Origin of the sequence: Mycobacterium sp. (genome assembly GCF_036488105.1) — a bacterium.
Taxonomy (GTDB): domain Bacteria; phylum Actinomycetota; class Actinomycetes; order Mycobacteriales; family Mycobacteriaceae; genus Mycobacterium.
In genome coordinates this window covers 1-20,403 of sequence record NZ_DASXHW010000024.1, presented here as the reverse complement: position 1 = coordinate 20,403, position 20,403 = coordinate 1, and the positions used below count along the sequence as shown (strand labels likewise).

The following is a 20,403-nucleotide window of genomic DNA, read 5'->3' as shown; positions in this document are numbered from 1 at the left end:
ATCTGTTGCCGCACGACTGGCGGGATACCACCGAAGATCCGGCGCTGAACACCGCGGGAGGCCGGTGATGAGCAAGTCGGCACCGCGATCGCGGCTCTACACGCCGCGCATCTCGCGACTGTCACGACCGCGGTTGGACTCCGACGCCGTCGGCGCATTCACCGAGTCGATCGCCCGCTTCTTCGGCACCGGCAGCTATTTGCTGATTCAGACCATCATCGTGGTGGTGTGGATCCTGCTGAACGTTTTCGCGGTCAGCCTGCGCTGGGACCCCTATCCGTTCATCCTGCTCAACCTGGCGTTTTCCACCCAGGCGGCCTACGCCGCGCCGCTGATTTTGCTGGCCCAGAACCGCCAGGAGAACCGTGACCGCGTCACGCTCGAACAGGATCGACGGCGAGCCGAAGAGACCAAGGCCGACACCGAATATCTGGCCCGCGAATTGGCCGCGCTGCGGCTGGCGATCGGCGATGTCGCCAAGACCGGGGACTACCTGCGCCGCGAGCTGGAAGACCTGCGCGTACTACTCGAAGACCGGCACTTGGGCGAGGTTCAGCCTGCCCCCAAAGACACCGACGGCGATGTGGATCGACACGCCGCGTCGTCTAATTGACACAGCTGGCTATCAGCCGTGTTTTCACAGGCAGAGACTCCGCCATTGTTGTCACTGGAGTCACCGGTGTTATGTATGGTGACGTAGTTCACGAGGCCCACGCGGTGCCGCGGGTCCCACAACCCTCGAGAACTAGGCAGGTCGAGTGCGGGTAGAGGGACGCATGGGCTTACGTCCCGTCCTTGCAAAGACGCAGAAGGCGATCCTTCGCGTCCCCAAAATTCCTGGTCCCATCGTCAATGCCGCGTCGTCGGCGGGCAATCTGGTGGTTCGCGCGGCCGACGCCGTCAGGATTCCGGCTGCAGCCGCGGCCGTCACGTCGACTGCCCAGACGGTGAAGACGAGTGTCCAGGAAGCTCTGACCGGCACGGCCCGGAGCCCGGCATTCGGTGTGGCGATGATCGCCTGCCTGATCTATGCCAGCGTCGACGGCGCCGGCGCACCGCCGTTCCCGTTGACCAAGTCGACGCTGCGCGATGCCGCCATCACCCCGGTTGCCGCGGTCGCGCGCGCCTCCACCGACCCGACCGGCCCACTGGTGATCGCCGTCGAGCACCCGAAGATCGGTTTCCACATCGCGGCGGCCGCGGCGTCGGCTCCCCCACCGACAGGTGTGGTGAATACACCTGGCGCGCTGGGGATTCCGGGGATGGCGCTGAACGCCTACCGCAACGCGGAACGGATGATGGCCACCGCCGACCCCGGCTGCGGCATCAGCTGGAACCTGCTGGCCGGGATCGGGCGCATCGAGTCCGGGCACGCCAACGGCGGCGCCACCGATGCGCGCGGCACCGCGATACGACCGATCTACGGGCCGACCCTGGACGGAACGCTGCCCGGCAACGAGGTCATCGTCCAAGCCACCGCGACCGGACGGGTCGCTTATGCCCGTGCGATGGGACCGATGCAGTTCCTGCCCGGCACCTGGGCGCACTATGCTTCCGACGGCGACGGCGACGGCGTGGCCGATCCGCAGAACCTGTACGACGCCACCCTGGCCGCGGCTCGATACCTGTGCAGCGGCGGGCTGAACCTGCGCGACCAGTCGCAGGTGTTGTCGTCGATCCTGCGCTACAACAACTCGATGCCGTACGCCCAGAACGTGCTGGGCTGGGCCGCGGCCTACGCCACCGGCGTCGTTCCGGTCGACCTGCCGCCGCTCACCGGGCCCGCACCGCCGCTGGGCGACGCGCACTTGGAGAATGCCGAAGGCCTCGGGCCGAACCTGCCGATGAACATGCACGGCTTGCCGTCGACCGACCCGCTGGCCCAGATGCCGCTGATCGACCTCAGCGGGGGCCCAAGCAACGGCCCGCAGCCGTGGTCGACGCAGCGGCCGGGTCCCTCGTGCACGGTGATCTGCATCAGCGGCGACACCAGCGGGCCTCAGCAGGTGTTCAACGCGCCGCCGACCCCGGCGGGCATGCCGCCCGCCCCGTTGGGTGTGCCACCAGCCCCGCCGCCGGCTGCTCCACCGCCGGCTGCTCCACCGGTCCCGCCGCCGCCGGTGGCCCCGCCCGCCCAGGTTCCACCGCCCGCCGCTCCGGCGCCTGCGCCCGCCGCCCAGCCTGCGCCCGCCGCCCAGCCTGCTCCCGCCGCGCCGGCTGGACAACCCGCCGCCCCGCAGTCGGCTCCCCCCGCCTGACCGGGCCGTCCCGGCCCACGTCGTCACCGCACTACACTCGGCGATGATGTCCGATCCGACTGCAGACGTACGCACCGCGCTGGCCAAGGTTATTGATCCAGAACTCCGCCGCCCCATCACCGAACTCGGGATGGTCAAAGGGGTCGAGGTAGGCCCTGGCGGCGACGTCCACGTCGAGATCTACCTGACCACCTCGGCGTGCCCGAAGAAGACCGAAATCAGCGACCGCGTGCGCCAGGCCGTCGCCGACGTGCCGGGCACCGGCACGGTGAAGGTCAGCCTGGACGTGATGAACGACGAGCAGCGCACCGAACTGCGCAAGCAGTTGCGCGGGGACTCCCGCGAGCCCGTCATCCCGTTCGCCCAGTCCGGATCGCTGACCCGGGTGTACGCCGTCGCCTCCGGCAAGGGCGGCGTGGGTAAGTCGACGGTGACGGTCAACCTGGCCGCGGCGATGGCCACGCGCGGGGTGTCGGTCGGGTTGCTCGACGCCGACATCCACGGCCACTCGATCCCGCGCATGATGGGAACCACCGACCGGCCCACCCAGGTGGAGTCGATGATCCTGCCGCCGATCGCGCACGAGGTGAAGGTCATCTCCATCGCCCAATTCACTGAGGGCAACACGCCCGTCGTGTGGCGTGGGCCGATGCTGCACCGGGCCTTGCAACAGTTTCTGGCCGACGTGTACTGGGGCGACCTCGATGTGCTGCTGCTCGACCTGCCACCGGGTACCGGCGACATCGCGATCTCGATCGCTCAGTTGATCCCGAACGCCGAAATCATCGTGGTGACAACGCCTCAGCTGGCCGCGGCCGAGGTCGCCGAACGCGCGGGCAGCATCGCACTGCAGACCCGCCAGCGCGTCGTCGGCGTGGTGGAGAACATGTCCGGATTACTGCTGCCGGACGGCTCGACGATGCGGGTGTTCGGCGAAGGCGGCGGCGCGCGGGTCGCCGAACGGCTCACCCGCGCAATGGGTGTGGACGTGCCGCTGCTCGGTCAGATCCCGTTGGACCCTGCGCTGGTTACCGCCGGCGATGCCGGGCTTCCGGTGGTGCTCAGCGCCCCCGACTCCCCGGTCGGCACGGAGCTACGCAGCATCGCGGACACGCTGTCGGCACGGCGACGCGGATTGGCCGGTATGTCACTGGGACTGGATACCAGTCGACGCTGAGCTCAGGTGGCGTCGGTGTCGAACGGCGCCGGCCCGGCGACGGTCTGCTCCGTCTTCGCCTCTGTAACCGGCTGAGCCACAACATTTTCCGGTGTTTTGACTATCGGGTGATCGAAATTGCCGGTGAACAGCGATTCGTCGCCGTTGAACAGGTGCTTGGTCAGCGCGGCGCGCGGCGTCATGCCGCGCAGCTTGTTCAGCTCGGACAGCGGCTCGCGCAGATCGTCGAACTCGGGGCCCATGTCCTCACGCAGTTGCGTCGTCATTCCGCTGAGGTAGTCGCGGGCTTGGCGCAAGGCGGAGGACGTCCACCGGATCGCACCCGGCAGGCGTTCAGGGCCCAGGACCACCAGCCCGACCACCATGAGGACCAGGAGTTCGCCCCAGCCGACGTTGGCGAACATTAGCCGCCGTCCGGACCCGGGGTCACTGTGAGCGTGACGTGACGTCCGTCTCGGACCACCTCGACCGGCGCGGGCTGCCCGACGGTCAATTGCCGCACCGCGACAACGAACTCGTCAGCGTCGGCCACTCCGCGGTTGCCGACCTTGACCACCACGTCGTTCTCGAGGATGCCGCCCTTCTCGGCGGGGCCGCCGGCCTTGACGTTGGCGACCTGTGCACCCTGCGCGATCGCGTTGCTCACTGACCGCGCGCTCAGACCCAATGTCGGGTGCACGATCTTGCCGTCCTTGATCAACGTCTGCGCGACGATTTTCGCCTCGTTGACCGGGATCGCGAAACCCAGCCCGCTGGCGCTGTCGGACAACGACTTGCCGGCGGTGTTGATACCGATGACGTGCGAGTCCATGTCGATCAGCGGACCACCGGAGTTTCCGTGGTTGATCGAGGCGTCGGTCTGGATGGCGTCGATCACCGTGTCGGTATCAGAACCCTCCCCCGACAATGGGATTGGGCGGTGCAGCGCGCTGATGATGCCGTGCGTGACGGTGCTGCGCAGACCCAGCGGCGCACCGGCGGCCAGCACCTCGTCGCCGACACGGACCTTGTCGGAGTCGCCGAGCTTGGCGACCGTCAGGTTGTTGACGTTGTCCACCTTGAGCACGGCCAGGTCGGTCCTCGGGTCGCGGCCGACCAGGTTGGCGGGCACTTCCTTGCCGTCGTTGAACACCACCGTGGTCTTGAACTGGCTCGGGTTGTTGGCCGCTTCGGAGATGACGTGGTTGTTGGTGACGATGTACCCGCGGCCGTCGACCACGAAGCCGGACCCCTGCATGCCCTCTTGATCGCTGACCGACTGGATGGTGACCACCGAATCAGCAACCGCGGCAGCCACTTTGGCGAACCGGCCGGCCGGGGCTTCGCGGTTGCCGTCGGTCGACAGGTTCACCTTGGAGGTGGTGAACGCCTCGACGACCTCCGCGGTCTTGCGTCCGACCACGCCGCCGACCAAACCGATCAGCAGCGCCAGCACGGCAAGCACCGACAGCGCCAGATACGACACCCGCCCGCCGAACAACACGTCACGCACTCCGAGCCGGCCCTGCGCGACGTCAGGCCCGTGGGCACCGGCGCGCGCTACCGCCGGCTCACCTAGAGCCGCGGCCGCGCCGGGATCGCGCCAGGGGTCCTCGGGGTCTTCGAATTCATCCTTGTTCTTGCCGTCCTCGAGCGCGCCCGCGTCGGTGGGGTGGCGCTGCAGCGAATCGGCCCCGGGGAACGGACGACCGAAGGCCTCCGAAAGGACCGGGTCGGCGGGTTCGTCATGCGGGGTGAAATCCCCGGCGTCGCGATACTTCGTCGGCCGGACGCGTTCGGCGACGAATGACCCCTGCACACCGTCGGGACGACTGAAGGCCTGACGCGATGCGGCGTCGACCGGCGGACGAGACACGGGTCGCGGCGCCAGCCGAGGGGCGCCGTTGTTGTCTTGATCGGAGCTCACGTCATCCTCTTCCGAGCGCTTAGCAAACGCGCGCTATGAAGTCGAGCACGGCGCCGCGCACCGGCTTGGCCAAACTGGTGTCCACCCTACCGAGGCTCTGGGCGATCACGCCCGTTGCCGTCGGCGAATCGATCGCGCATCGTGCGCGGTCTGCCGCGGTCCGGCGGTGGGCCGGCGCTGCCCCGCGGGCGGGGCGGGTCGGCGCTGCCCCGTGCGCGGGGGGTCTCCCGCTGGCCGCCCTGCTGAGCGCCCGCATCGTCGTCGGGCGGGCAGTGCGGAATCTGCGACAGCAATCCCAGCAGCGTGCTGGGGACTCTGATCGGGTGGGAGTCGCGTAGCGCCTCGCGGGCGTGACGGTGACCCTCGACTTCGGCGGCGCATTCCGGGCAGAGCGAGATGTGATGCGCCGCGCGCAGGTGAGCGTTCATCCGAAGCTCACCGTCGACAAAGGCAGAAATGGCCTCGATCGACAGATGCTCGGTCGAGCCGAATTGCCGTGGAGCACCCACCGGCGCATCGTTTTGCGAGGCGAATTGGGCGGGGAGCCAGGAGAACGCTCGGCGGAAGACATGTCCCCGCTCGACCATCACCAACTCCTCTCGGCATCACGTCGTGTTTTCGCGGCACTACCTCGAATGTAGCGCGCTGACCGACGCCGAACACCAAAGAACTCACCGATCAGATGGGTTGTGTCTTAGCCCTCGGCGGCAACGGCGTGGTCCGAGTGCGCCGCCAGATAGTCCCGAAGCGCTTGCCGTCCACGGTGGATGCGGCTGCGCACGGTCCCGAGCTTGACGCCGAGCGTGGCGCCGATCTCCTCGTAGGACAGTCCCTCGATGTCACACAAGACGACTGCGGCGCGGAATTCGGGCGGCAGTGAATCGAGCGCCGCCTGCAGGTCGGGACCCAGGTGCGCGTCGTGATAGATCTCTTCGGGGTTCGGCTCGTCTGCGGGCACCCGGTCGTAGTCCTCGGGCAGCGCCTCCATCCGGACTCGGCCGCGACGACGGACCATGTCCAGGAAGAGGTTGGTGGTGATGCGGTGCAGCCAGCCCTCGAAGGTCCCTGGCTGGTAGTTCTGCACCGACCGGAAAACCCGGATAAAGGTTTCCTGGGTCAGGTCCTCGGCATCGTGCTGGTTGCCGGATAGGCGATACGCCAATCGGTAGACCCGGTCGGCGTGCTGACGCACCAGCTCATCCCACGACGGCATGGCCGTCTTGTCTCCGGTCGCGTCGAAGACCGCGGTCCCGTACGGCCCGTCAGCGGGCTCGACCCACTCAGCGTCGCGGTACTGCTCAGGGTGCGACATGCTGGACGGGCTCAGCAGTGTGGTGATGTTCAAGTCCTCCGGGTTCAGGCTACCGTCAATGCTCGGCAGTTCATCACCGCGGGCAACGCGAAGATAGCGGGATGTATTCCCGGACCAGCGGCCGCCACGCTCCATGGGAGATACCGTCGTCTATCGGCGTGTGTGCGGTATGTGATCGCACTGAGCTTTCACTAAGAATGGCGCCGATACCCCCGTTACGCTGGCCATATCGGTCACATTACGTTTAGATCACACCGATTCGTCGAGCGTGTCGCGGCGCCGGTGACGGGCGCGCCTGACAGCACGCGGCAGAGGATGGACTTACGCTCACGCCATGGCCACGACCGACCGCACACCAGGCCAGCCAGCAACGACGAGTCGGGCCGACTCTCTCGCGGCGCACGCCGAGGGTTCGATCTCCGAGGATTCGGTGCTGCTGGCCGCCCGCGAGCGTGCCGCCGACATCGGCGCCGGCGCGGTAACGCCGGCGGTCGGGGCGCTGCTGAGCCTGCTGACCAAACTCAGCGGCGGAAAGGCCGTCGTCGAGGTCGGCACCGGCGCCGGCGTCAGCAGCCTGTGGTTGCTGTCCGGGATGAGCGACGACGGCGTGCTGACCACGATCGACATCGAGCCTGAGCACCAGCGCATCGCCAAGGAGGCCTTCTCCGACGCGAGCATCGGCCCGTCGCGCACCCGACTGATCAGCGGCCGTGCCCAGGAAGTGCTGACCCGGCTGGCCGACGACTCCTATGACCTGGTGTTCATCGACGCCGACCCGCTCGACCAGCCGGACTACGTGGTCGAAGGCGTAAGGCTGCTGCGCTCCGGCGGCGTGATCGTCGTGCACGGCGCGGCGGCCGGTGGCCGGGCCGGTGATCCGGCGGCCCGCGACGCGGAGGTGGCCGCGGTGCGCGAGGCGGCGCGGCTCATCGCCGAGAACGAACTGCTCACGCCGGCCCTGGTGCCGCTCGGCGACGGCCTGTTGGCCGCCGTTCGCGACTGATTGCACGCCCCCTCCCGGAATTCGAGTATGGATTCGTAACGGGTTACCCCTTGACGTCCGACTGAACGAGTGTTTAGCGTTCTGAACATGCGTTCAGTCGACGATCTGACCGCCGCGGCCCGGATCCGCGACGCGGCGATCGAGCGGTTCGGCGAGCAGGGCTTCAGCGTCGGGCTGCGCTCGATCGCCGAGGCGGCCGGCGTGAGCGCTGCGCTCGTCATCCACCACTTCGGTTCCAAAGACGGTCTGCGTAAGGCCTGCGACGACTATGTCGCCGAGGAGATTCGCGGCGGTAAGTCCGAGGCGATGAATTCCAGCGACCCGGCAACCTGGTTCGCCGCGATGGCCGAGATCGAGGAGTACGCGCCCTTGATGGCCTACTTGGTGCGCAGCATGCAGGCCGGTGGTGAGCTCGCGAGAACGTTTTGGCGCACGATGATGGACAACGCCGAGAGCTACCTGGACGAAGGGGTCGCTAGCGGCATCCTGAAGCCCAGCCGGGATCCCAAAGCCCGGTCCAAGTACTTGGCGATCACCGGCGGCGGCGGGTTCCTGCTGTACATCCAGATGCACGACACCCCAACGGATTTACGCGCGGTGCTTCGCGACTACGCCCGGGACATGGTGTTACCCGCCCTGGAGCTCTACACCGACGGTCTGATGACCGACAGCCATATGTACGAGGCCTTTCTCGCTCAAGCCGAACAAGGAGACTCTGATGCCAGTTGACAGCAATCACTTGCCGATCGAAATCCGCAATCTGACAAAGACTTTCGGTGCGGTTCGGGCCCTCGACGGCCTGCAGCTCACAGTGCGCGAGGGCGAGGTGCACGGCTTCCTCGGGCCCAACGGGGCCGGAAAGTCGACGACGATCCGGGTACTACTGGGGGTGGCGAAGGCCGACTCGGGCACGGCGCGCCTACTCGGCGGCGACCCATGGAACGACGCGGTCGACCTCCACCGGCAGATCGCCTATGTTCCCGGCGATGTCACGCTGTGGCCGAATCTGACCGGCGGCGAGACGATCGACCTGCTGGCCCGCATGCGCGGTGGCATCGACGAAAAGCGACGAGCCGAGCTGGTCGAGCGCTTCGAACTCGACCCGCACAAGAAGGCCCGGACCTACTCCAAAGGCAACCGGCAGAAGATCTCGCTGATCTCCGCCTTCTCGTCGCGGGCCCGGCTGCTGCTCCTCGACGAGCCGAGCAGTGGTCTGGACCCGTTGATGGAGAAAATCTTTCAGCAGTGCGTCGCCGAAGCACGCGATCGCGGCGCGACGTTCCTGCTGTCCAGTCACATCCTGGCCGAGACCGAGGCACTCTGCGAACGGGTGACGATCATCCGCGCCGGCAAGACCGTCGAGAGCGGGACGCTGGAATCGATGCGGCACCTCAGCCGAACGACGATCACAGCCGACTTGCTCAACGACCCGGGCGATCTCACCCGCATCCGCGGCGTCGAGGACGTCAGCTACGAAGGTACTACGCTGCACGCCCACGTCGACAGCGAAGGCCTCGGCGAACTCATCCGGGTGCTCGGCGAGACCGGTGTGCGCAGCCTGGTCAGCCAGCCGCCCACACTGGAAGAGCTCTTCATGCGTCACTACGGCCCCGACGGTCAGCGGGAGCTGAGCGATCAAGGAGCGCGCTCATGACCCGCGCCAACGACGATGCAGAGCGAAGCGATGAGGTGGGGGCACCTCCCGCTTGCGGGGGAGAGTGGCGCCAATGAGCACAGTGTTGGAACGGCACCAGCAGCCGGCGCACGAGGCGCCACGGCACGGCTCGGCCTTCACCGGGACGCTCGGCATGCTACGGCTCTACCTGCGACGCGACCGGATTGTCATGCCGCTCTGGGTGTTACTGCTGTCGACGCCATTGGCCACCGTCTACATCGGCGGCATCGAGAAGGTCTACCCGGACCAGGCGGCCCGCGCCGGCTTCGCCGCCACGATCATGGCCAGCCCCGCGCAGCGGGCGCTTTACGGAAAGATATACAACGACAGCCTTGGCGCGACCGGCATCTGGAAAGCCGGCATGTTCCATCTACTGATCGCTGTGGCGGTCATTCTCACCGTCATCCGCCACACCCGCGCCGACGAAGAAACCGGCCGTGCCGAGTTGGTCGACTCGACCGCGGTGGGCCGGTACGCCAGCCTGACCGCAGCGGGGGTGTTGTCATGCGGGGCCTCGCTGACCACCGGCGCGCTCGGCGCGGCCGGCCTGTTGGGGACCAGCGTCCCGGCAGGCGGGTCGCTGGCTTTCGGTGCGGCACTGGCCTGCTCGGGTCTGGTGTTCACCGCCGTCGCCGCGGTCGCGGCCCAACTTTCGGCGAGCGCACGTTTCGCGCGCGGTGCGGCATTCGCCGTGCTGGCCACCGCGTTCACCTTGCGCGCCGTCGGCGACGCCGCCTCACCGGCGTTGTCGTGGCTGTCGCCGCTGGGCTGGTCGTTGCAGGTTCGCCCCTACGCCGGTGACCGGTGGTGGGTGCTGCTGTTGCATCTGGCGGCGACGCTGCTGCTCACCGCGCTGGCCTACCAGCTGCTCGCCCGTCGTGACGTCGGGGCGGGGTTGATCGCCGAACGGCCCGGCCCGGGCACCGCAACATCGTTGCTGCGGAACGCTTTCGGGCTGGCCTGGCGGCTGGATCGCGGTGCGCTGCTGCTGTGGACCGTCGGACTGTCCCTGTACGGCTTGCTGATCGGCAGCATCATCCACGGCATCGGCGATGAGCTGGACGACGATACGGCACGAGACATCGTCGTGCGCATGGGCGGCACCAATGTCTTGGAGCAGGCCTTCGTCGCTGCCGCGTTCTGCATGCTGGGCATGATGGCGGCCGCGTTCGCGGTGTCGCTGACATTGCGACTGCACCAGGAAGAGGTTAGTCAACGGGCCGAGACGCTTCTGAGTGGATCGGTGAGCCGAAGCCGTTGGCTGGCAAGTCATCTCGTGATAGCACTGATCGGCTCGGCGGTCGCGATCGTGATCGCCGGTGCGATCGCCGGCCTCAGCTACGGAATTGCCGCCCACGACGTCGGTGGCAAGCTGTGGATGGTCGTGGGCACCGCCCTGGTTCAGCTGCCGGCCCTGTGGCTGCCGGCCGCCGTGACCGTCGCGTTGTTCGGGCTGGCGCCGCGTTTCAGCCCGGTCGCATGGGGGGTGCTGGTCGGATTCGTCGCGCTGTACCTGATCGGTTCGCTGTCCGGCTTTCCGCAGTGGGTGCTCGACCTGGAGCCGTTCGCGCACATCCCGCTTGTCACCGGCGCCTTCACGCCGGTTCCGCTGCTTTATTTGTTGGCGATCGACGTCGCGCTGATCGCGCTGGGAGTGGCGGCCTTTCGCCGCCGCGACCTGCAGAGTTAGGGGGCCGTCATGAAAACTGCTGCCAAAGGCCTACTTTCAGCCACTTTGGGCCTGGTGGCCTTCGGAGCGATGCTGTTCCTGCCGGCCGGAACATTCCACTATTGGCAGGCCTGGGTCTTCCTCGCGGTGTTCGCGCTCTCCACCTGGATCCCCAGTGTGTACTTGATGCGCACGAATCCCGAAGCCCTCGGGCGGCGGATGCGGGTCGGGCCGTCCGCGGAGAGCCGACCGCTGCAGCGCATCCTCATCACCGTTGTGTTCATCTCCTTTCCGGCCATGTTCGTGATCAGCGCCCTTGATCACCGCTTCGGATGGTCGCCGGTCCCGGCGCCCGTCTCGCTGATCGGCGACGTTCTGGTCGCGATCGGACTCGGCCTGGCGATGCTGGTGATCATTCAAAATGGTTATGCTGCAGCCAATGTCACCGTCGAGGCGGGCCAGCAGCTCGTTTCCAATGGCCTGTACGGGCTGGTGCGCCATCCGATGTACAGCGGAAACGTCGTTTTGATGCTCGGCATCCCATTGGCGCTCGGCTCGTACTGGGGTTTGCTCCTGCTCATCCCCGGCGTGCTGGTGCTCGTCATGCGCATCCGCGATGAAGAGGACCTGCTGACGCACCAACTCAGCGGCTACCGGGACTACACCCAACGGGTGCACTACCGGCTGCTGCCCTACGTGTGGTGAACGTCAGATCCAGACGCCCTTGCCCACGGCGACAACGCCGCCGGCGCTGATCGCGAAGCGTTCGCGATCCTTCTCCAGGTCCACCCCGACCATCTCGCCGGGTCCGACGACGACGTTCTTGTCCAGGATCGCGTGACGGACCACCGCGCCGCGGCCGACCCGCACGCCCGGCATGATCACGCTGCCCTCCACGATGGCGCCGTCGTCGACCACGACGTTGGACGACAGCACCGAGTTCCGCACCGACGCCGCCGAGATGATGCTGCCCGCGCCCACCACCGACTCCTGCGCGGAGCCACCGTTGACGAACTTGGCCGGCGCCAGGTTCTCCGACGCACCGAGGATGGGCCAGCGCTTGTTGTAGAGGTTGAACACGGGGTGCACCGACACCAGATCCATGTGCGCGTCGTAGAACGCATCCAGCGTCCCGACGTCGCGCCAGTAACCCCGGTCGCGGTCGGTGGCACCGGGCACGTCGTTGTCGTTGAAGTCGTAGACCGCGGCCATCCCATCACCAACCAGTCTTGGAATGATGTCGCCGCCCATGTCGTGGTCGGAGTGATCGTCATCGGCGTCGGCACGGATCGCGTCGATCAGGACCTTGGTGGTGAAGATGTAGTTGCCCATCGACACGAACGTGGCGTCGGGGTCGTCGGGCGTACCCGGCGGATCGGCCGGCTTCTCGACGAAGCTGCGGATGCGGCCGGATTCGTCGGCGTCGATGCAGCCGAACGCAGTTGCCTCGGCACGGGGCACCCGGATGCCCGCGACCGTGGCTCCCGCGCCGCTCTCGACGTGGAAGCGCAGCATCTGCTCGGGATCCATCCGGTAGACGTGGTCGGCGCCGAAAACCACGATGTACTCCGGATCCTCGTCGTAGATGAGGTTGAGCGACTGATAGATCGCGTCCGCGGACCCGGTGTACCAACGCGGGCCGAGCCGCTGCTGGGCCGGGACCGGGGTGATGTACTCACCGGCCAGACCGGACAATCGCCAGTTCTGCGAAATGTGGCGGTCCAATGAATGCGACTTGTACTGCGTGAGGACGCAGATTCTCAAGTAGCGGGCGTTGACGAGATTGGACAGCACGAAGTCGATCAGCCGATAGGCACCACCGAAGGGAACCGCTGGCTTGGCGCGGTCGGCGGTCAGTGGATATAACCGCTTACCCTCGCCGCCGGCCAGGACAATGCCCAGCACTTGTGGCGCTTCCCTCATGGATCAAACCTAACGGCCGTCGTGAACCCCTGCCAGATCAAACACCTGAATACCCACGCTGACGGATTGTCCATCAACAAATTTGGATGACTTCTCCGAACAGGGTGGCCGGGGCTGCACGGTCCGCGTCCGGCTACTACGGTGCCGGGTATGCGCGTGGCGATGATGACTCGGGAGTACCCGCCGGAGGTCTACGGCGGAGCCGGAGTACACGTGACCGAGCTCGTCGCGCAACTGCGCAAGTTGTGCCAGGTTGACGTGCACTGCCAAGGGGCGCCGCGGCCGGGGGCGTTCGCATACCAACCCGACGCACAATTGCGCGGCGCCAACCCGGCGCTCTCTACGCTGTCGACCGATCTGCTGATGGCGAATGCAGCCGCGGAGGCCACCGTCGTCCACAGCCACACCTGGTACGCCGGGATGGCCGGGCATCTGGCGTCGTTACTGCACGGCGTCCCCCATGTGCTGACGGCACATTCGCTGGAGCCGTTGCGGCCGTGGAAGGCCGAGCAACTCGGTGGCGGCTACCGGATCTCCTCGTGGGTGGAGCAGACCGCGGTGAACGCCGCCGGCGCGGTGATCGCCGTCAGCTCCGGTATGCGCGACGACGTGCTACGGGTCTATCCGACGGTCGATCCCAACCGGGTGCATGTCGTGCGCAACGGGATTGACACCGACGTCTGGTATCCGGCCGAGGCACTGGAATCGTCGCCGGGCGAGTCGGTGCTGACGGACATCGGCGTCGACCGCAGCCGGCCGATCGTCGCATTCGTCGGGCGGATCACCCGGCAGAAGGGCGTCGCGCACCTGCTGGCGGCCGCGCACGATTTCGATCCTGACGTGCAGTTGGTGCTGTGCGCCGGCGCGCCAGACACACCGGAAATCGCCGCCGAGGTGAGTGCCGGGGTGGCTGAGCTGGCCGGCTCGCGCACCGGCGTGTTCTGGGTGCGGGAAATGCTGCCCATCGGCAAGATCCGCGAAATACTATCGGCAGCAAAGATTTTCGTGTGTCCATCGGTGTACGAGCCGCTGGGGATCGTCAACCTCGAGGCGATGGCGTGCGGCACCGCGGTGGTGGCGTCCGATGTGGGTGGCATACCCGAGGTGGTCGACGACGGGGTGACCGGTTTGCTGGTGCACTACGACGCCGACGACGCGGCCGGTTACCAGGCCAGGATCGCCGAGGCGGTCAACGCATTGATCGCCGACCCGGAGAGAGCGGAGCGCTATGGCCGAGCGGGGCGGCAGCGCTGCATCGCGGAGTTCTCCTGGGCGCAGATCGCGCAGCAGACGCTGGAGATCTACCAGAAGGTGTGCGCGTGACGGCCGGTTTAGCTGGTGACGCCTTTGAGTTCGTCCCCGAGTGCAGCGGCTTCATCGGGTGTCAGCTCGACGACTAGTCGACCACCGCCCTCCAGCGGTACCCGCATCACGATGCCGCGCCCCTCCTTCGTCGCTTCCAGTGGACCGTCACCGGTCCGGGGCTTCATCGCCGCCATCGAGCGCTCCCTCCAGATTCGAGCTGGCCCGTCAACTGCACATTCACCCCTCCATTGTTCCCTATGGGCGTGGCTAGGTGTACATGACCTCCGGCTCGGCGTTTCACGCGACGGTTGACGGCACCCAGCAACCCCGCAGGTGATCGTCGACCATCCCGGTCGCCTGCATCAGCGCGTACGCGGTCGTAGGACCGACGAAGCGGAACCCGCGGCGTTTCAATTCGCGCGCCATGGCGGTGGATTCCGGCGTTGTCGCGGGGACGTCAGCGATGCTTGCGGGCCGCGGTCGCTTCGCCGGGGCGAACGACCAGAGCAGCTCCGAGAGGTCGTCCTCAGTGTCGGCGGCAGCCCGCGCATTGGCGATGGTCGCCTCGATCTTGGCGCGGTTACGGACGATGCCCTGATCGGCCATCAGCCGGGTCACGTCGGCGTCGGTGAAGCGGGCGACCTTCTCGACGTCGAAGCCGGCGAAGGCCTGCCGGAAATTCTCCCGTTTGCGCAAGATGATCAGCCAGGACAGGCCACTTTGGAAGGCCTCCAGACTCATCCGTTCGAACAGCGGCGCCCGCCCGTGCAGTGGCCGACCCCACTCCTTGTCGTGGTAGTCGCGGTACAGCAGGAAGTCCGGGCTCTCGGGCCGCCCAACCGCCCAGTCGCAGCGGGCCAGGCCGTCGTCGGACGCGGTCATGTCTGCTCCGGCTCGTCGTCGACATCGGCGGCGCGCCGCTCGTCATCGGCTTCCACCTCCGCCGCGGCCGCGGCGTGCACCGACGACAGCTGACCACGCAACTGGTCGAGTTCCTGGCCGAGCCGGTCGAGCACCCAGTCCACCTCGCTGGTCTTGTAGCCGCGCAGGGTCTGGGTGAACTTCACCGAGTCGACGTCAGCGCCGGTGACGCCGGACGCCGGCAGGACCGTCGGCGTCGTCCCCCGCGGCAGCGGTGGCAGCGGCTCGCCACGGCCGAACAACAGACTGGCCACCCCGAACAGCACGATCGCTACCAGGACCAAGACCACCACGTAGAGCAACACCAACGCCACGGCACCGATATTGCCTTATCGGTCCGACGGCGGCGTGCAGGTGCTAAGAGCGGCGCGGTCGAACCGCGTTCATGGGCGGCCGGTCGGCCAGCGACACCGCCGAGGTGCGCGGCGCGTATCCATCGCCGTCGACGAAGAACTGCGTCAAGCCGACGCCGGAGTCGGGGATGCCGCAGCGGGACAGCAGCGTGGCGACGACCTGACGGCTCATCGGACCCAGCTCGGCCAGCGGCCGGTTGCGGTGCGCCCGCACGCCGAGGTTCACCTGCGCGATCGCGTCCAGTCCCAGCCGGTCGTAGGTATCGATCAGCAGGCCGATCTCGACGCCGTAGCCAGGCGCGAACGGCACCGACATCAGCAGTTCGCGGGTGGCCGCGTACTCGCCGCCAAGCGGCTGCAACACACAGCCCAGTTCGGGCCGCAGCGCCGCCAGCAACGGCCGGGCCACCAACTCGGTGACCCGCCCACCGCCGGTCGCGCCCTCGCGGCCGCTGGCGTCGTAGGCGTTCAGCGGCCGCCGGTAAAAGCTCTTGACGAGGTGAACGCCGTCCTCGGTGAGCAGCGGCCCGAGCAGCCGCGGCACGAACATCGGGTGCGGGTCGATCAGATCCGAGTCGACGAAGACCACGATGTCGCCGCTGGCGGCCGCCAGCGATCGCCACAGCACCTCGCCTTTGCCCGGCCGCGGCGCGATCTCGGGCAGCGCTTGTTCGCGTGTCACGACACGGGCGCCGGCGGCGATCGCCCGGATCTCAGTGTCGTCGGTGGACCCCGAGTCGAGCACGATCAGCTCGTCGACCAGGTCCCCGACCAGCGGTGAGATGCTGTCGATCACCGATTCGACGGTGCCTTCCTCATTGAGGGCGGGCAGCACCACCGAGATGGTTCGTCCGGCCTTGGCCGCTTGCAGCTCCTCGACCGTCCACTGCGGACGGGTCCAGCTTCGGTCGGCCAGCCAGACGTCGCCCGGCATGGCGGCCAATGCGCCCTCAGCGGCGAGATCGACCAGCTCAGATGCCGTCATGCAAGTCCTCTCACCGTGCGCGTCGGGGACCGTTGCCCCTGGATCGACGCCACCATCTCCAACACCCGTCGGGTGGGCCCGACTTCATGCACGCGAAACATCCGGGCCCCGGCGGCGGCTGCGAGCGCGGTGGCGGCCAGGGTTCCCTCTAGTCGTTGCGTCAGGTCCACCCCAAGAGTCTCCCCGACGAAATCTTTGTTGCTCAACGCCATCAATATCGGCCACCCGGTGTTAACAAGATCTTCCATGTGGCGCAACAGCGCCAATCCATGGAAAGTGTTCTTCCCGAAGTCGTGGGTCGGGTCGATAAAAATGCGGTCGCGATCCACCCCGGCGACGACGGCCCGTTCGGCTGCTGAGGTGACTTCATTGATCACGTCGGCGACGACGCCGTGAGTGCTGACGCCGTAGCTGACCCGGTACGGACGGGTGCGCGGCCGGGCACCCCCGGTGTGCGAGCACACCAGGCCGGCGCCGAATTCGGCCGCTACCTCGGGCATCGCGGGATCATAGCCGCCCCAGCTGTCGTTGATCAGGTCTGCGCCGGCCCGGCAGGCGAGCCTGGCCACCTCTGAACGCCAGGTGTCGATGCTGATCAGTTGCTGGGGGTAGGTCTCGCGCAGCCACTCGATGAACGGCACCACCCGGGCGATTTCGGCTTGCGCGTCGATGCTCTCCCCCGGGCCCGCCTTGACGCCGCCCACATCGACCACGTCGGCGCCCTCGGCGATGAGGCGACCCGCGGCCGCTCGGGCCGCATCGTCGGTGAAGTTCGCACCCCGGTCGTAGAACGAGTCCGGGGTGCGGTTGACGATCGCCATGATCAGTGGGCGATCGTCGCTGACCGGGCGACCGCACAGGGTGGACTGCACCCTTCCATGGTGCCCGCTGCCCGCACTGGTCGCTCACCAGCCTGGTCCGTGGGTGTCTGAGGTGGCTCGCCTTTTCGTTTTGTGATCGCGGGCGATATCACTGCCCGGGTGATATCGCATACGGCAACGATTTCAAAAGAGGGTGCCACCCAGCTGACGGTGCTGGTGTGACTCGTGGTGCCTAGCCCTGCGGTCGCTTGCCGCTCGCGACGTCGTCGGGGTAGTCGTCGTAGAACGGCACATAGCCCTCGTCGCGGCCGGCCAGCACGTACAGCGGGTCCTCGATGCCGGGGCCGTAGGCCTGTTCACGCAGATCCACTTTGCGGCTCTTGAACGTGGTGGTGTGTTCCATCGATTCGACGACTCGCACGAACAGCGGCAACGCGTAGACGGGCAGGTGCGAATAGACGGTCTCGGCAAGCGCCTTGCCGTCGAAGTCGGCGCCGTCGCGCAGCTTGACCGCCGCCATTCCGGCCCGCCCGCCGGTACGCGGAATCTCCACACCGAAGACCGTGCACTCCTCGACGGACTTGTTGGACCCCAGCGCCCGCTCCACCTGCGTGGTGGCGACGTTCTCACCCTTCCAGCGGAAGGTGTCACCGAGCCGGTCGACGAAGGCGGCATGACCCATGCCCTGCGGGCTCATCACGTCGCCGGTGTTGAACCAGCAGTCCCCGTCGCGAAAAGCGTTGCGCACCAACTTCTTTTCGCTCGCGCCCGGATCGGTGTACCCGTCGAACGGTTGCAGCCTGGTGACCGGGCTGAGCAGCAGACCGGGTTCGCCGGCGGGCACCTTCTGCACCCAGCCGTCCTCGCCTCGCTGCGGCGCGCCGGTGTCGGCGTCGTAGGCGACGTAAGCCACCGGCATCGCCGCCCAGCCCGCGGATCGCGGCACGTTGAACATGTTAATGAAGGCGGTGTTTCCTTCGCTGGCCGCGTAGAACTCGCAGACGCGTTCGATGCCGAACCGGGAGGTGAATTCGTCCCAGATCTCCGGGCGCAACCCGTTGCCGGCGATCAGCCGAACCTTGTGCGCGCGGTCGGTCGGCTTAGCGGGTTGATTCAGCAGATACCGGCAGATCTCACCGATGTAGATGAATGCCGTCGCGTCACTGGCGATCACCTCGTCCCAGAACCGCGACGCCGAGAACGACTTACCCAGGGCCAGGGTCCCCCCGGAGTTGATCACCGATCCGATCGCGACGGTCAGCGCGTTGTTGTGGTACAGCGGCAGACAGCTGTACAACGTGTCAGAACTCTTGAGCCGCAAGCCAAGTCCGCCGAACGCCGCCAGGGCGGCCAGCCACCGTTTGTGGGTCATCACGCTGGCCTTGGGATGACCGGTGGTGCCCGAGGTGAAGATGTAGAACGCGGTGTCCTTGGCCAACACGGCCGACGCCGACGGCGGGTTGGTGGTCGGCGCGGTGGCCGCGAGCCGCTCCATCTCCTCGATCGTCGTCGGGGCGACTCCGGACCACCCGCTCTCGTCCACCGCGTCGACCAGATCGGATTCGGCGACCAGAACCTTCGCGTCCAGCAGACCCAGGCTGTGCGCGAGCACCTCGCCGCGCTGGTGGTAATTCAGCATGCCGGCGATCGCGCCACACTTGACCGTGGCCAGCATCATCAGCACGGCGTTGGGTGAGTTGCGCAGCATGATGCCGACAACGTCACCGCGGCCGACACCGCGCGCCGCGAGCACCGCCGCATAGCGGTTGACGGTCGCGTTGGCCTCGCGGTAGGTCAGTTGCTGATCGCCGAACCGGAGGAACACCTTGTCGCCCAGACGGGCGGCGCGGTCCTGGAACACCTTGCCGATCGACGTCTTCGAGGTCGGCCGCGCCAGCAGCCCGGTGACCACCCCACGCACTATCACCGGGGCGTCGGCCAACAGGCCGGGCATCTGGCTCGCAATATCGATCAGCCCGACCGATGTCTGGTCACTGGAGTTGTGTTGGGACACCGTCCACCCCCGTTTCGCGCAACAGCTGGATGGCGGCCAGCCTATCTGTGCCAGCAAATGCGCTTAGCGGGGTGTGCACGCCGCGATGGCCGCATCGACGTCGTCGACAACCACCAGCGTGTCCATCGCCGCGTGCGAGACGTAGCCGCTGTGGATCAGCCCGCCCAACCAGGTACGCAGCCCGTCGAAGTGTCCGGCCGGATCCAGCATCACCACAGGCTTGTCGTGCATGCCCAGATACCCGCCGGTCCAGGCCTCGAACAGCTCCTCCAGCGTGCCGATGCCGCCCGGCAGCGTGATGAATGCGTCGGCGCGGTCCTCCATGATCTGTTTGCGCTCCCGCATCGTGTCGGTGACGATCAGCTCGTCGGCGTCGTAGTCGGCGACTTCGCGGCGCACCAGGGCCTTGGGAATGACGCCGACGGTCCAGCCACCGCGGGACCGCGCGGCCGTGGCCAGCGCACCCATCGCCGAGACGTTCCCGCCGCCCCAGACCAGGGTCCAGCCCCGCTCCGCGATCGCTTCGCCGAGTTCGGCGGCCAGCGCCAGCAACTCGGGGTCGGTGGTTCCGGACGCGCAGTACACGCAGACCGCTCGTGGATGGGGTGCATCGCGTTTGGGGTGCACAGTCGAAACGTAGACCAACCTTGCCGCCGAGCGCATTTGGGCCTAACCGCATGCGGCAAGGGGCGCGCGCCATAAGATCCGGCGGTGCCGAGTGCTTGGGTTGCCGCGCCGCAGGACGCAGTGCTGCGCGAGGTCGCGGCCGCCTTGGACGATCCGCACTGTTCCGGCGTGGCGATCGTGGGAGCCGACGGCGTCGGCAAGACGTTGCTGGCTCACAGCGCCGCGGAGGCGTTCGCCGCACCGTCGACCGTGGTGCACCGGCTGGTGGGCACCGCGACCGAGCGAGTCATCCCGTTCGGCGCATTCCGTGCCCTGCTGGCCGACGCCGACATCACCGAGACGGGCCGACCGGCCGAGCTGCTGCGCGCCGCGCAGGAGCACCTGGCCGGTGGCGATGCTCAGCAGCTTTTCGTCGTCGACGACGCACACCACCTCGACCATCTGTCCGCGACAC

At 67.3% G+C, this 20,403-nt stretch carries 21 protein-coding genes and 1 pseudogene; 10 read left to right on the top strand and 12 right to left on the bottom strand.

The genetic code is table 11. The features are described from left to right. Positions 1 to 67 precede the first annotated feature (67 nt). The 3 genes from VGH54_RS01475 to VGH54_RS01465 all read left to right on the top strand — a co-directional run bounded on the left by VGH54_RS01475 (position 68) and on the right by VGH54_RS01465 (position 3,435). A complete protein-coding gene (locus tag VGH54_RS01475) occupies positions 68 to 613 on the top strand; it encodes a DUF1003 domain-containing protein (protein WP_331510163.1) in 546 nt (181 codons plus the stop codon). A gap of 397 nt (positions 614 to 1,010) precedes the next feature. Next, the gene (locus VGH54_RS01470) at positions 1,011 to 2,258 is read left to right on the top strand and encodes a lytic transglycosylase domain-containing protein (protein WP_331510162.1); all 1,248 of its coding nucleotides are present in this window, start codon (positions 1,011 to 1,013) and stop codon (positions 2,256 to 2,258) included. A gap of 43 nt (positions 2,259 to 2,301) precedes the next feature. Then, complete coding sequence (locus VGH54_RS01465; protein WP_331510160.1) at positions 2,302 to 3,435, top strand: Mrp/NBP35 family ATP-binding protein; 1,134 nt, start codon at positions 2,302 to 2,304, stop codon at positions 3,433 to 3,435. A 106-nt stretch (positions 3,436 to 3,541) separates the two neighbouring features. Here VGH54_RS01465 and tatB read toward each other — a convergent pair. The 4 genes and pseudogenes from tatB to sigE form a co-directional block, all read right to left on the bottom strand. Continuing rightward, positions 3,542 to 3,839 (bottom strand): annotated as a pseudogene (tatB, locus tag VGH54_RS01460) (Sec-independent protein translocase protein TatB); the annotation flags it as partial. Continuing rightward, complete coding sequence (locus tag VGH54_RS01455; RefSeq protein WP_331510159.1) at positions 3,839 to 5,341, bottom strand: S1C family serine protease; 1,503 nt, start codon at positions 5,339 to 5,341, stop codon at positions 3,839 to 3,841. The gene VGH54_RS01455 and the pseudogene tatB, both read right to left, overlap by 1 nt. Positions 5,342 to 5,427: 86 nt before the next feature. Then, on the bottom strand, positions 5,428 to 5,928 hold the full coding sequence (gene rseA, locus VGH54_RS01450) for an anti-sigma E factor RseA (protein WP_331510158.1): 501 nt from the start codon (positions 5,926 to 5,928) through the stop codon (positions 5,428 to 5,430). A 107-nt stretch (positions 5,929 to 6,035) separates the two neighbouring features. Next, on the bottom strand, positions 6,036 to 6,788 hold the full coding sequence (gene sigE, locus VGH54_RS01445; protein WP_331510157.1) for an RNA polymerase sigma factor SigE: 753 nt from the start codon (positions 6,786 to 6,788) through the stop codon (positions 6,036 to 6,038). A 199-nt stretch (positions 6,789 to 6,987) separates the two neighbouring features. Here sigE and VGH54_RS01440 point away from each other — a divergent pair, with 199 nt between their 5' ends. The 5 genes from VGH54_RS01440 (at position 6,988) to VGH54_RS01420 (ending at position 11,705) form a co-directional block, all read left to right on the top strand. Beyond that, complete coding sequence (locus VGH54_RS01440; RefSeq protein WP_331510156.1) at positions 6,988 to 7,656, top strand: O-methyltransferase; 669 nt, start codon at positions 6,988 to 6,990, stop codon at positions 7,654 to 7,656. An 87-nt stretch (positions 7,657 to 7,743) separates the two neighbouring features. Continuing rightward, a complete protein-coding gene (locus tag VGH54_RS01435; protein WP_331510155.1) occupies positions 7,744 to 8,385 on the top strand; it encodes a TetR/AcrR family transcriptional regulator in 642 nt (213 codons plus the stop codon). Beyond that, positions 8,375 to 9,310, top strand: coding sequence for an ABC transporter ATP-binding protein (locus tag VGH54_RS01430; protein WP_331510154.1), 936 nt, complete (start codon positions 8,375 to 8,377; stop codon positions 9,308 to 9,310). Before VGH54_RS01435 ends, VGH54_RS01430 begins: the two co-directional genes overlap by 11 nt. A 73-nt stretch (positions 9,311 to 9,383) precedes the next feature. Next, positions 9,384 to 11,021, top strand: a complete 1,638-nt coding sequence (locus VGH54_RS01425) for an ABC transporter permease (RefSeq protein WP_331510153.1) — start codon at positions 9,384 to 9,386, stop codon at positions 11,019 to 11,021. 9 nt (positions 11,022 to 11,030) lie between these two features. Further along, positions 11,031 to 11,705: an isoprenylcysteine carboxylmethyltransferase family protein gene (locus VGH54_RS01420; protein WP_331510152.1), complete on the top strand. Its 675-nt coding sequence runs from the start codon at positions 11,031 to 11,033 to the stop codon at positions 11,703 to 11,705. 3 nt (positions 11,706 to 11,708) lie between these two features. On the opposite strand, the gene glgC is transcribed toward VGH54_RS01420, so the two are convergent. Then, complete coding sequence (gene glgC / locus VGH54_RS01415) at positions 11,709 to 12,923, bottom strand: glucose-1-phosphate adenylyltransferase (RefSeq protein ID WP_331510151.1); 1,215 nt, start codon at positions 12,921 to 12,923, stop codon at positions 11,709 to 11,711. Positions 12,924 to 13,073: 150 nt separating this feature from the next. Between glgC and glgA the strand changes: the two genes are divergently transcribed. Beyond that, positions 13,074 to 14,246, top strand: coding sequence for a glycogen synthase (glgA, locus tag VGH54_RS01410; RefSeq protein ID WP_331510150.1), 1,173 nt, complete (start codon positions 13,074 to 13,076; stop codon positions 14,244 to 14,246). An 8-nt stretch (positions 14,247 to 14,254) separates the two neighbouring features. On the opposite strand, the gene VGH54_RS01405 is transcribed toward glgA, so the two are convergent. From VGH54_RS01405 to VGH54_RS01375, 7 genes are all read right to left on the bottom strand, one after another. Further along, complete coding sequence (locus VGH54_RS01405; protein ID WP_003406247.1) at positions 14,255 to 14,422, bottom strand: DUF3117 domain-containing protein; 168 nt, start codon at positions 14,420 to 14,422, stop codon at positions 14,255 to 14,257. 103 nt (positions 14,423 to 14,525) lie between these two features. After that, complete coding sequence (locus tag VGH54_RS01400; protein WP_331510149.1) at positions 14,526 to 15,110, bottom strand: DNA-3-methyladenine glycosylase I; 585 nt, start codon at positions 15,108 to 15,110, stop codon at positions 14,526 to 14,528. Next, positions 15,107 to 15,463, bottom strand: a complete 357-nt coding sequence (locus tag VGH54_RS01395) for a DivIVA domain-containing protein (RefSeq protein WP_331510148.1) — start codon at positions 15,461 to 15,463, stop codon at positions 15,107 to 15,109. The genes VGH54_RS01400 and VGH54_RS01395 overlap by 4 nt, the downstream gene beginning before the upstream one ends. Positions 15,464 to 15,506: 43 nt before the next feature. Next, positions 15,507 to 16,487: a glucosyl-3-phosphoglycerate synthase gene (locus tag VGH54_RS01390; protein WP_331510147.1), complete on the bottom strand. Its 981-nt coding sequence runs from the start codon at positions 16,485 to 16,487 to the stop codon at positions 15,507 to 15,509. Next, on the bottom strand, positions 16,484 to 17,308 hold the full coding sequence (gene folP, locus VGH54_RS01385) for a dihydropteroate synthase (RefSeq protein ID WP_331510161.1): 825 nt from the start codon (positions 17,306 to 17,308) through the stop codon (positions 16,484 to 16,486). The genes VGH54_RS01390 and folP overlap by 4 nt, the downstream gene beginning before the upstream one ends. A gap of 232 nt (positions 17,309 to 17,540) precedes the next feature. Further along, the gene (fadD6, locus tag VGH54_RS01380) at positions 17,541 to 19,322 is read right to left on the bottom strand and encodes a long-chain-acyl-CoA synthetase FadD6 (RefSeq protein ID WP_331510146.1); all 1,782 of its coding nucleotides are present in this window, start codon (positions 19,320 to 19,322) and stop codon (positions 17,541 to 17,543) included. Between the two features lie 63 nt (positions 19,323 to 19,385). Beyond that, complete coding sequence (locus VGH54_RS01375; RefSeq protein WP_331510145.1) at positions 19,386 to 19,949, bottom strand: TIGR00730 family Rossman fold protein; 564 nt, start codon at positions 19,947 to 19,949, stop codon at positions 19,386 to 19,388. An 84-nt stretch (positions 19,950 to 20,033) separates the two neighbouring features. Here VGH54_RS01375 and VGH54_RS01370 point away from each other — a divergent pair. Further along, on the top strand, positions 20,034 to 20,403 hold a 370-nt coding region (locus tag VGH54_RS01370), incomplete at its 3' end, for an ATP-binding protein (RefSeq protein WP_331510144.1).

Bases quoted from the DNA above. Each gene is read 5' to 3' on its own strand.
- VGH54_RS01475 (WP_331510163.1), top strand. From the start codon at position 68: ATGAGCAAGTCGGCACCGCGATCGCGGCTCTACACGCCGCGCATCTCG.
- VGH54_RS01470 (WP_331510162.1), top strand. From the start codon at position 1,011: ATGATCGCCTGCCTGATCTATGCCAGCGTCGACGGCGCCGGCGCACCG.
- VGH54_RS01465 (WP_331510160.1), top strand. From the start codon at position 2,302: ATGATGTCCGATCCGACTGCAGACGTACGCACCGCGCTGGCCAAGGTT.
- rseA (WP_331510158.1), bottom strand. From the start codon at position 5,928: ATGGTCGAGCGGGGACATGTCTTCCGCCGAGCGTTCTCCTGGCTCCCC.
- sigE (WP_331510157.1), bottom strand. From the start codon at position 6,788: ATGGAGCGTGGCGGCCGCTGGTCCGGGAATACATCCCGCTATCTTCGC.
- VGH54_RS01440 (WP_331510156.1), top strand. From the start codon at position 6,988: ATGGCCACGACCGACCGCACACCAGGCCAGCCAGCAACGACGAGTCGG.
- VGH54_RS01435 (WP_331510155.1), top strand. From the start codon at position 7,744: ATGCGTTCAGTCGACGATCTGACCGCCGCGGCCCGGATCCGCGACGCG.
- VGH54_RS01430 (WP_331510154.1), top strand. From the start codon at position 8,375: ATGCCAGTTGACAGCAATCACTTGCCGATCGAAATCCGCAATCTGACA.
- VGH54_RS01425 (WP_331510153.1), top strand. From the start codon at position 9,384: ATGAGCACAGTGTTGGAACGGCACCAGCAGCCGGCGCACGAGGCGCCA.
- VGH54_RS01420 (WP_331510152.1), top strand. From the start codon at position 11,031: ATGAAAACTGCTGCCAAAGGCCTACTTTCAGCCACTTTGGGCCTGGTG.
- glgC (WP_331510151.1), bottom strand. From the start codon at position 12,923: ATGAGGGAAGCGCCACAAGTGCTGGGCATTGTCCTGGCCGGCGGCGAG.
- glgA (WP_331510150.1), top strand. From the start codon at position 13,074: ATGCGCGTGGCGATGATGACTCGGGAGTACCCGCCGGAGGTCTACGGC.
- VGH54_RS01405 (WP_003406247.1), bottom strand. From the start codon at position 14,422: ATGGCGGCGATGAAGCCCCGGACCGGTGACGGTCCACTGGAAGCGACG.
- VGH54_RS01400 (WP_331510149.1), bottom strand. From the start codon at position 15,110: ATGACCGCGTCCGACGACGGCCTGGCCCGCTGCGACTGGGCGGTTGGG.
- VGH54_RS01390 (WP_331510147.1), bottom strand. From the start codon at position 16,487: ATGACGGCATCTGAGCTGGTCGATCTCGCCGCTGAGGGCGCATTGGCC.
- folP (WP_331510161.1), bottom strand. From the start codon at position 17,308: ATGGCGATCGTCAACCGCACCCCGGACTCGTTCTACGACCGGGGTGCG.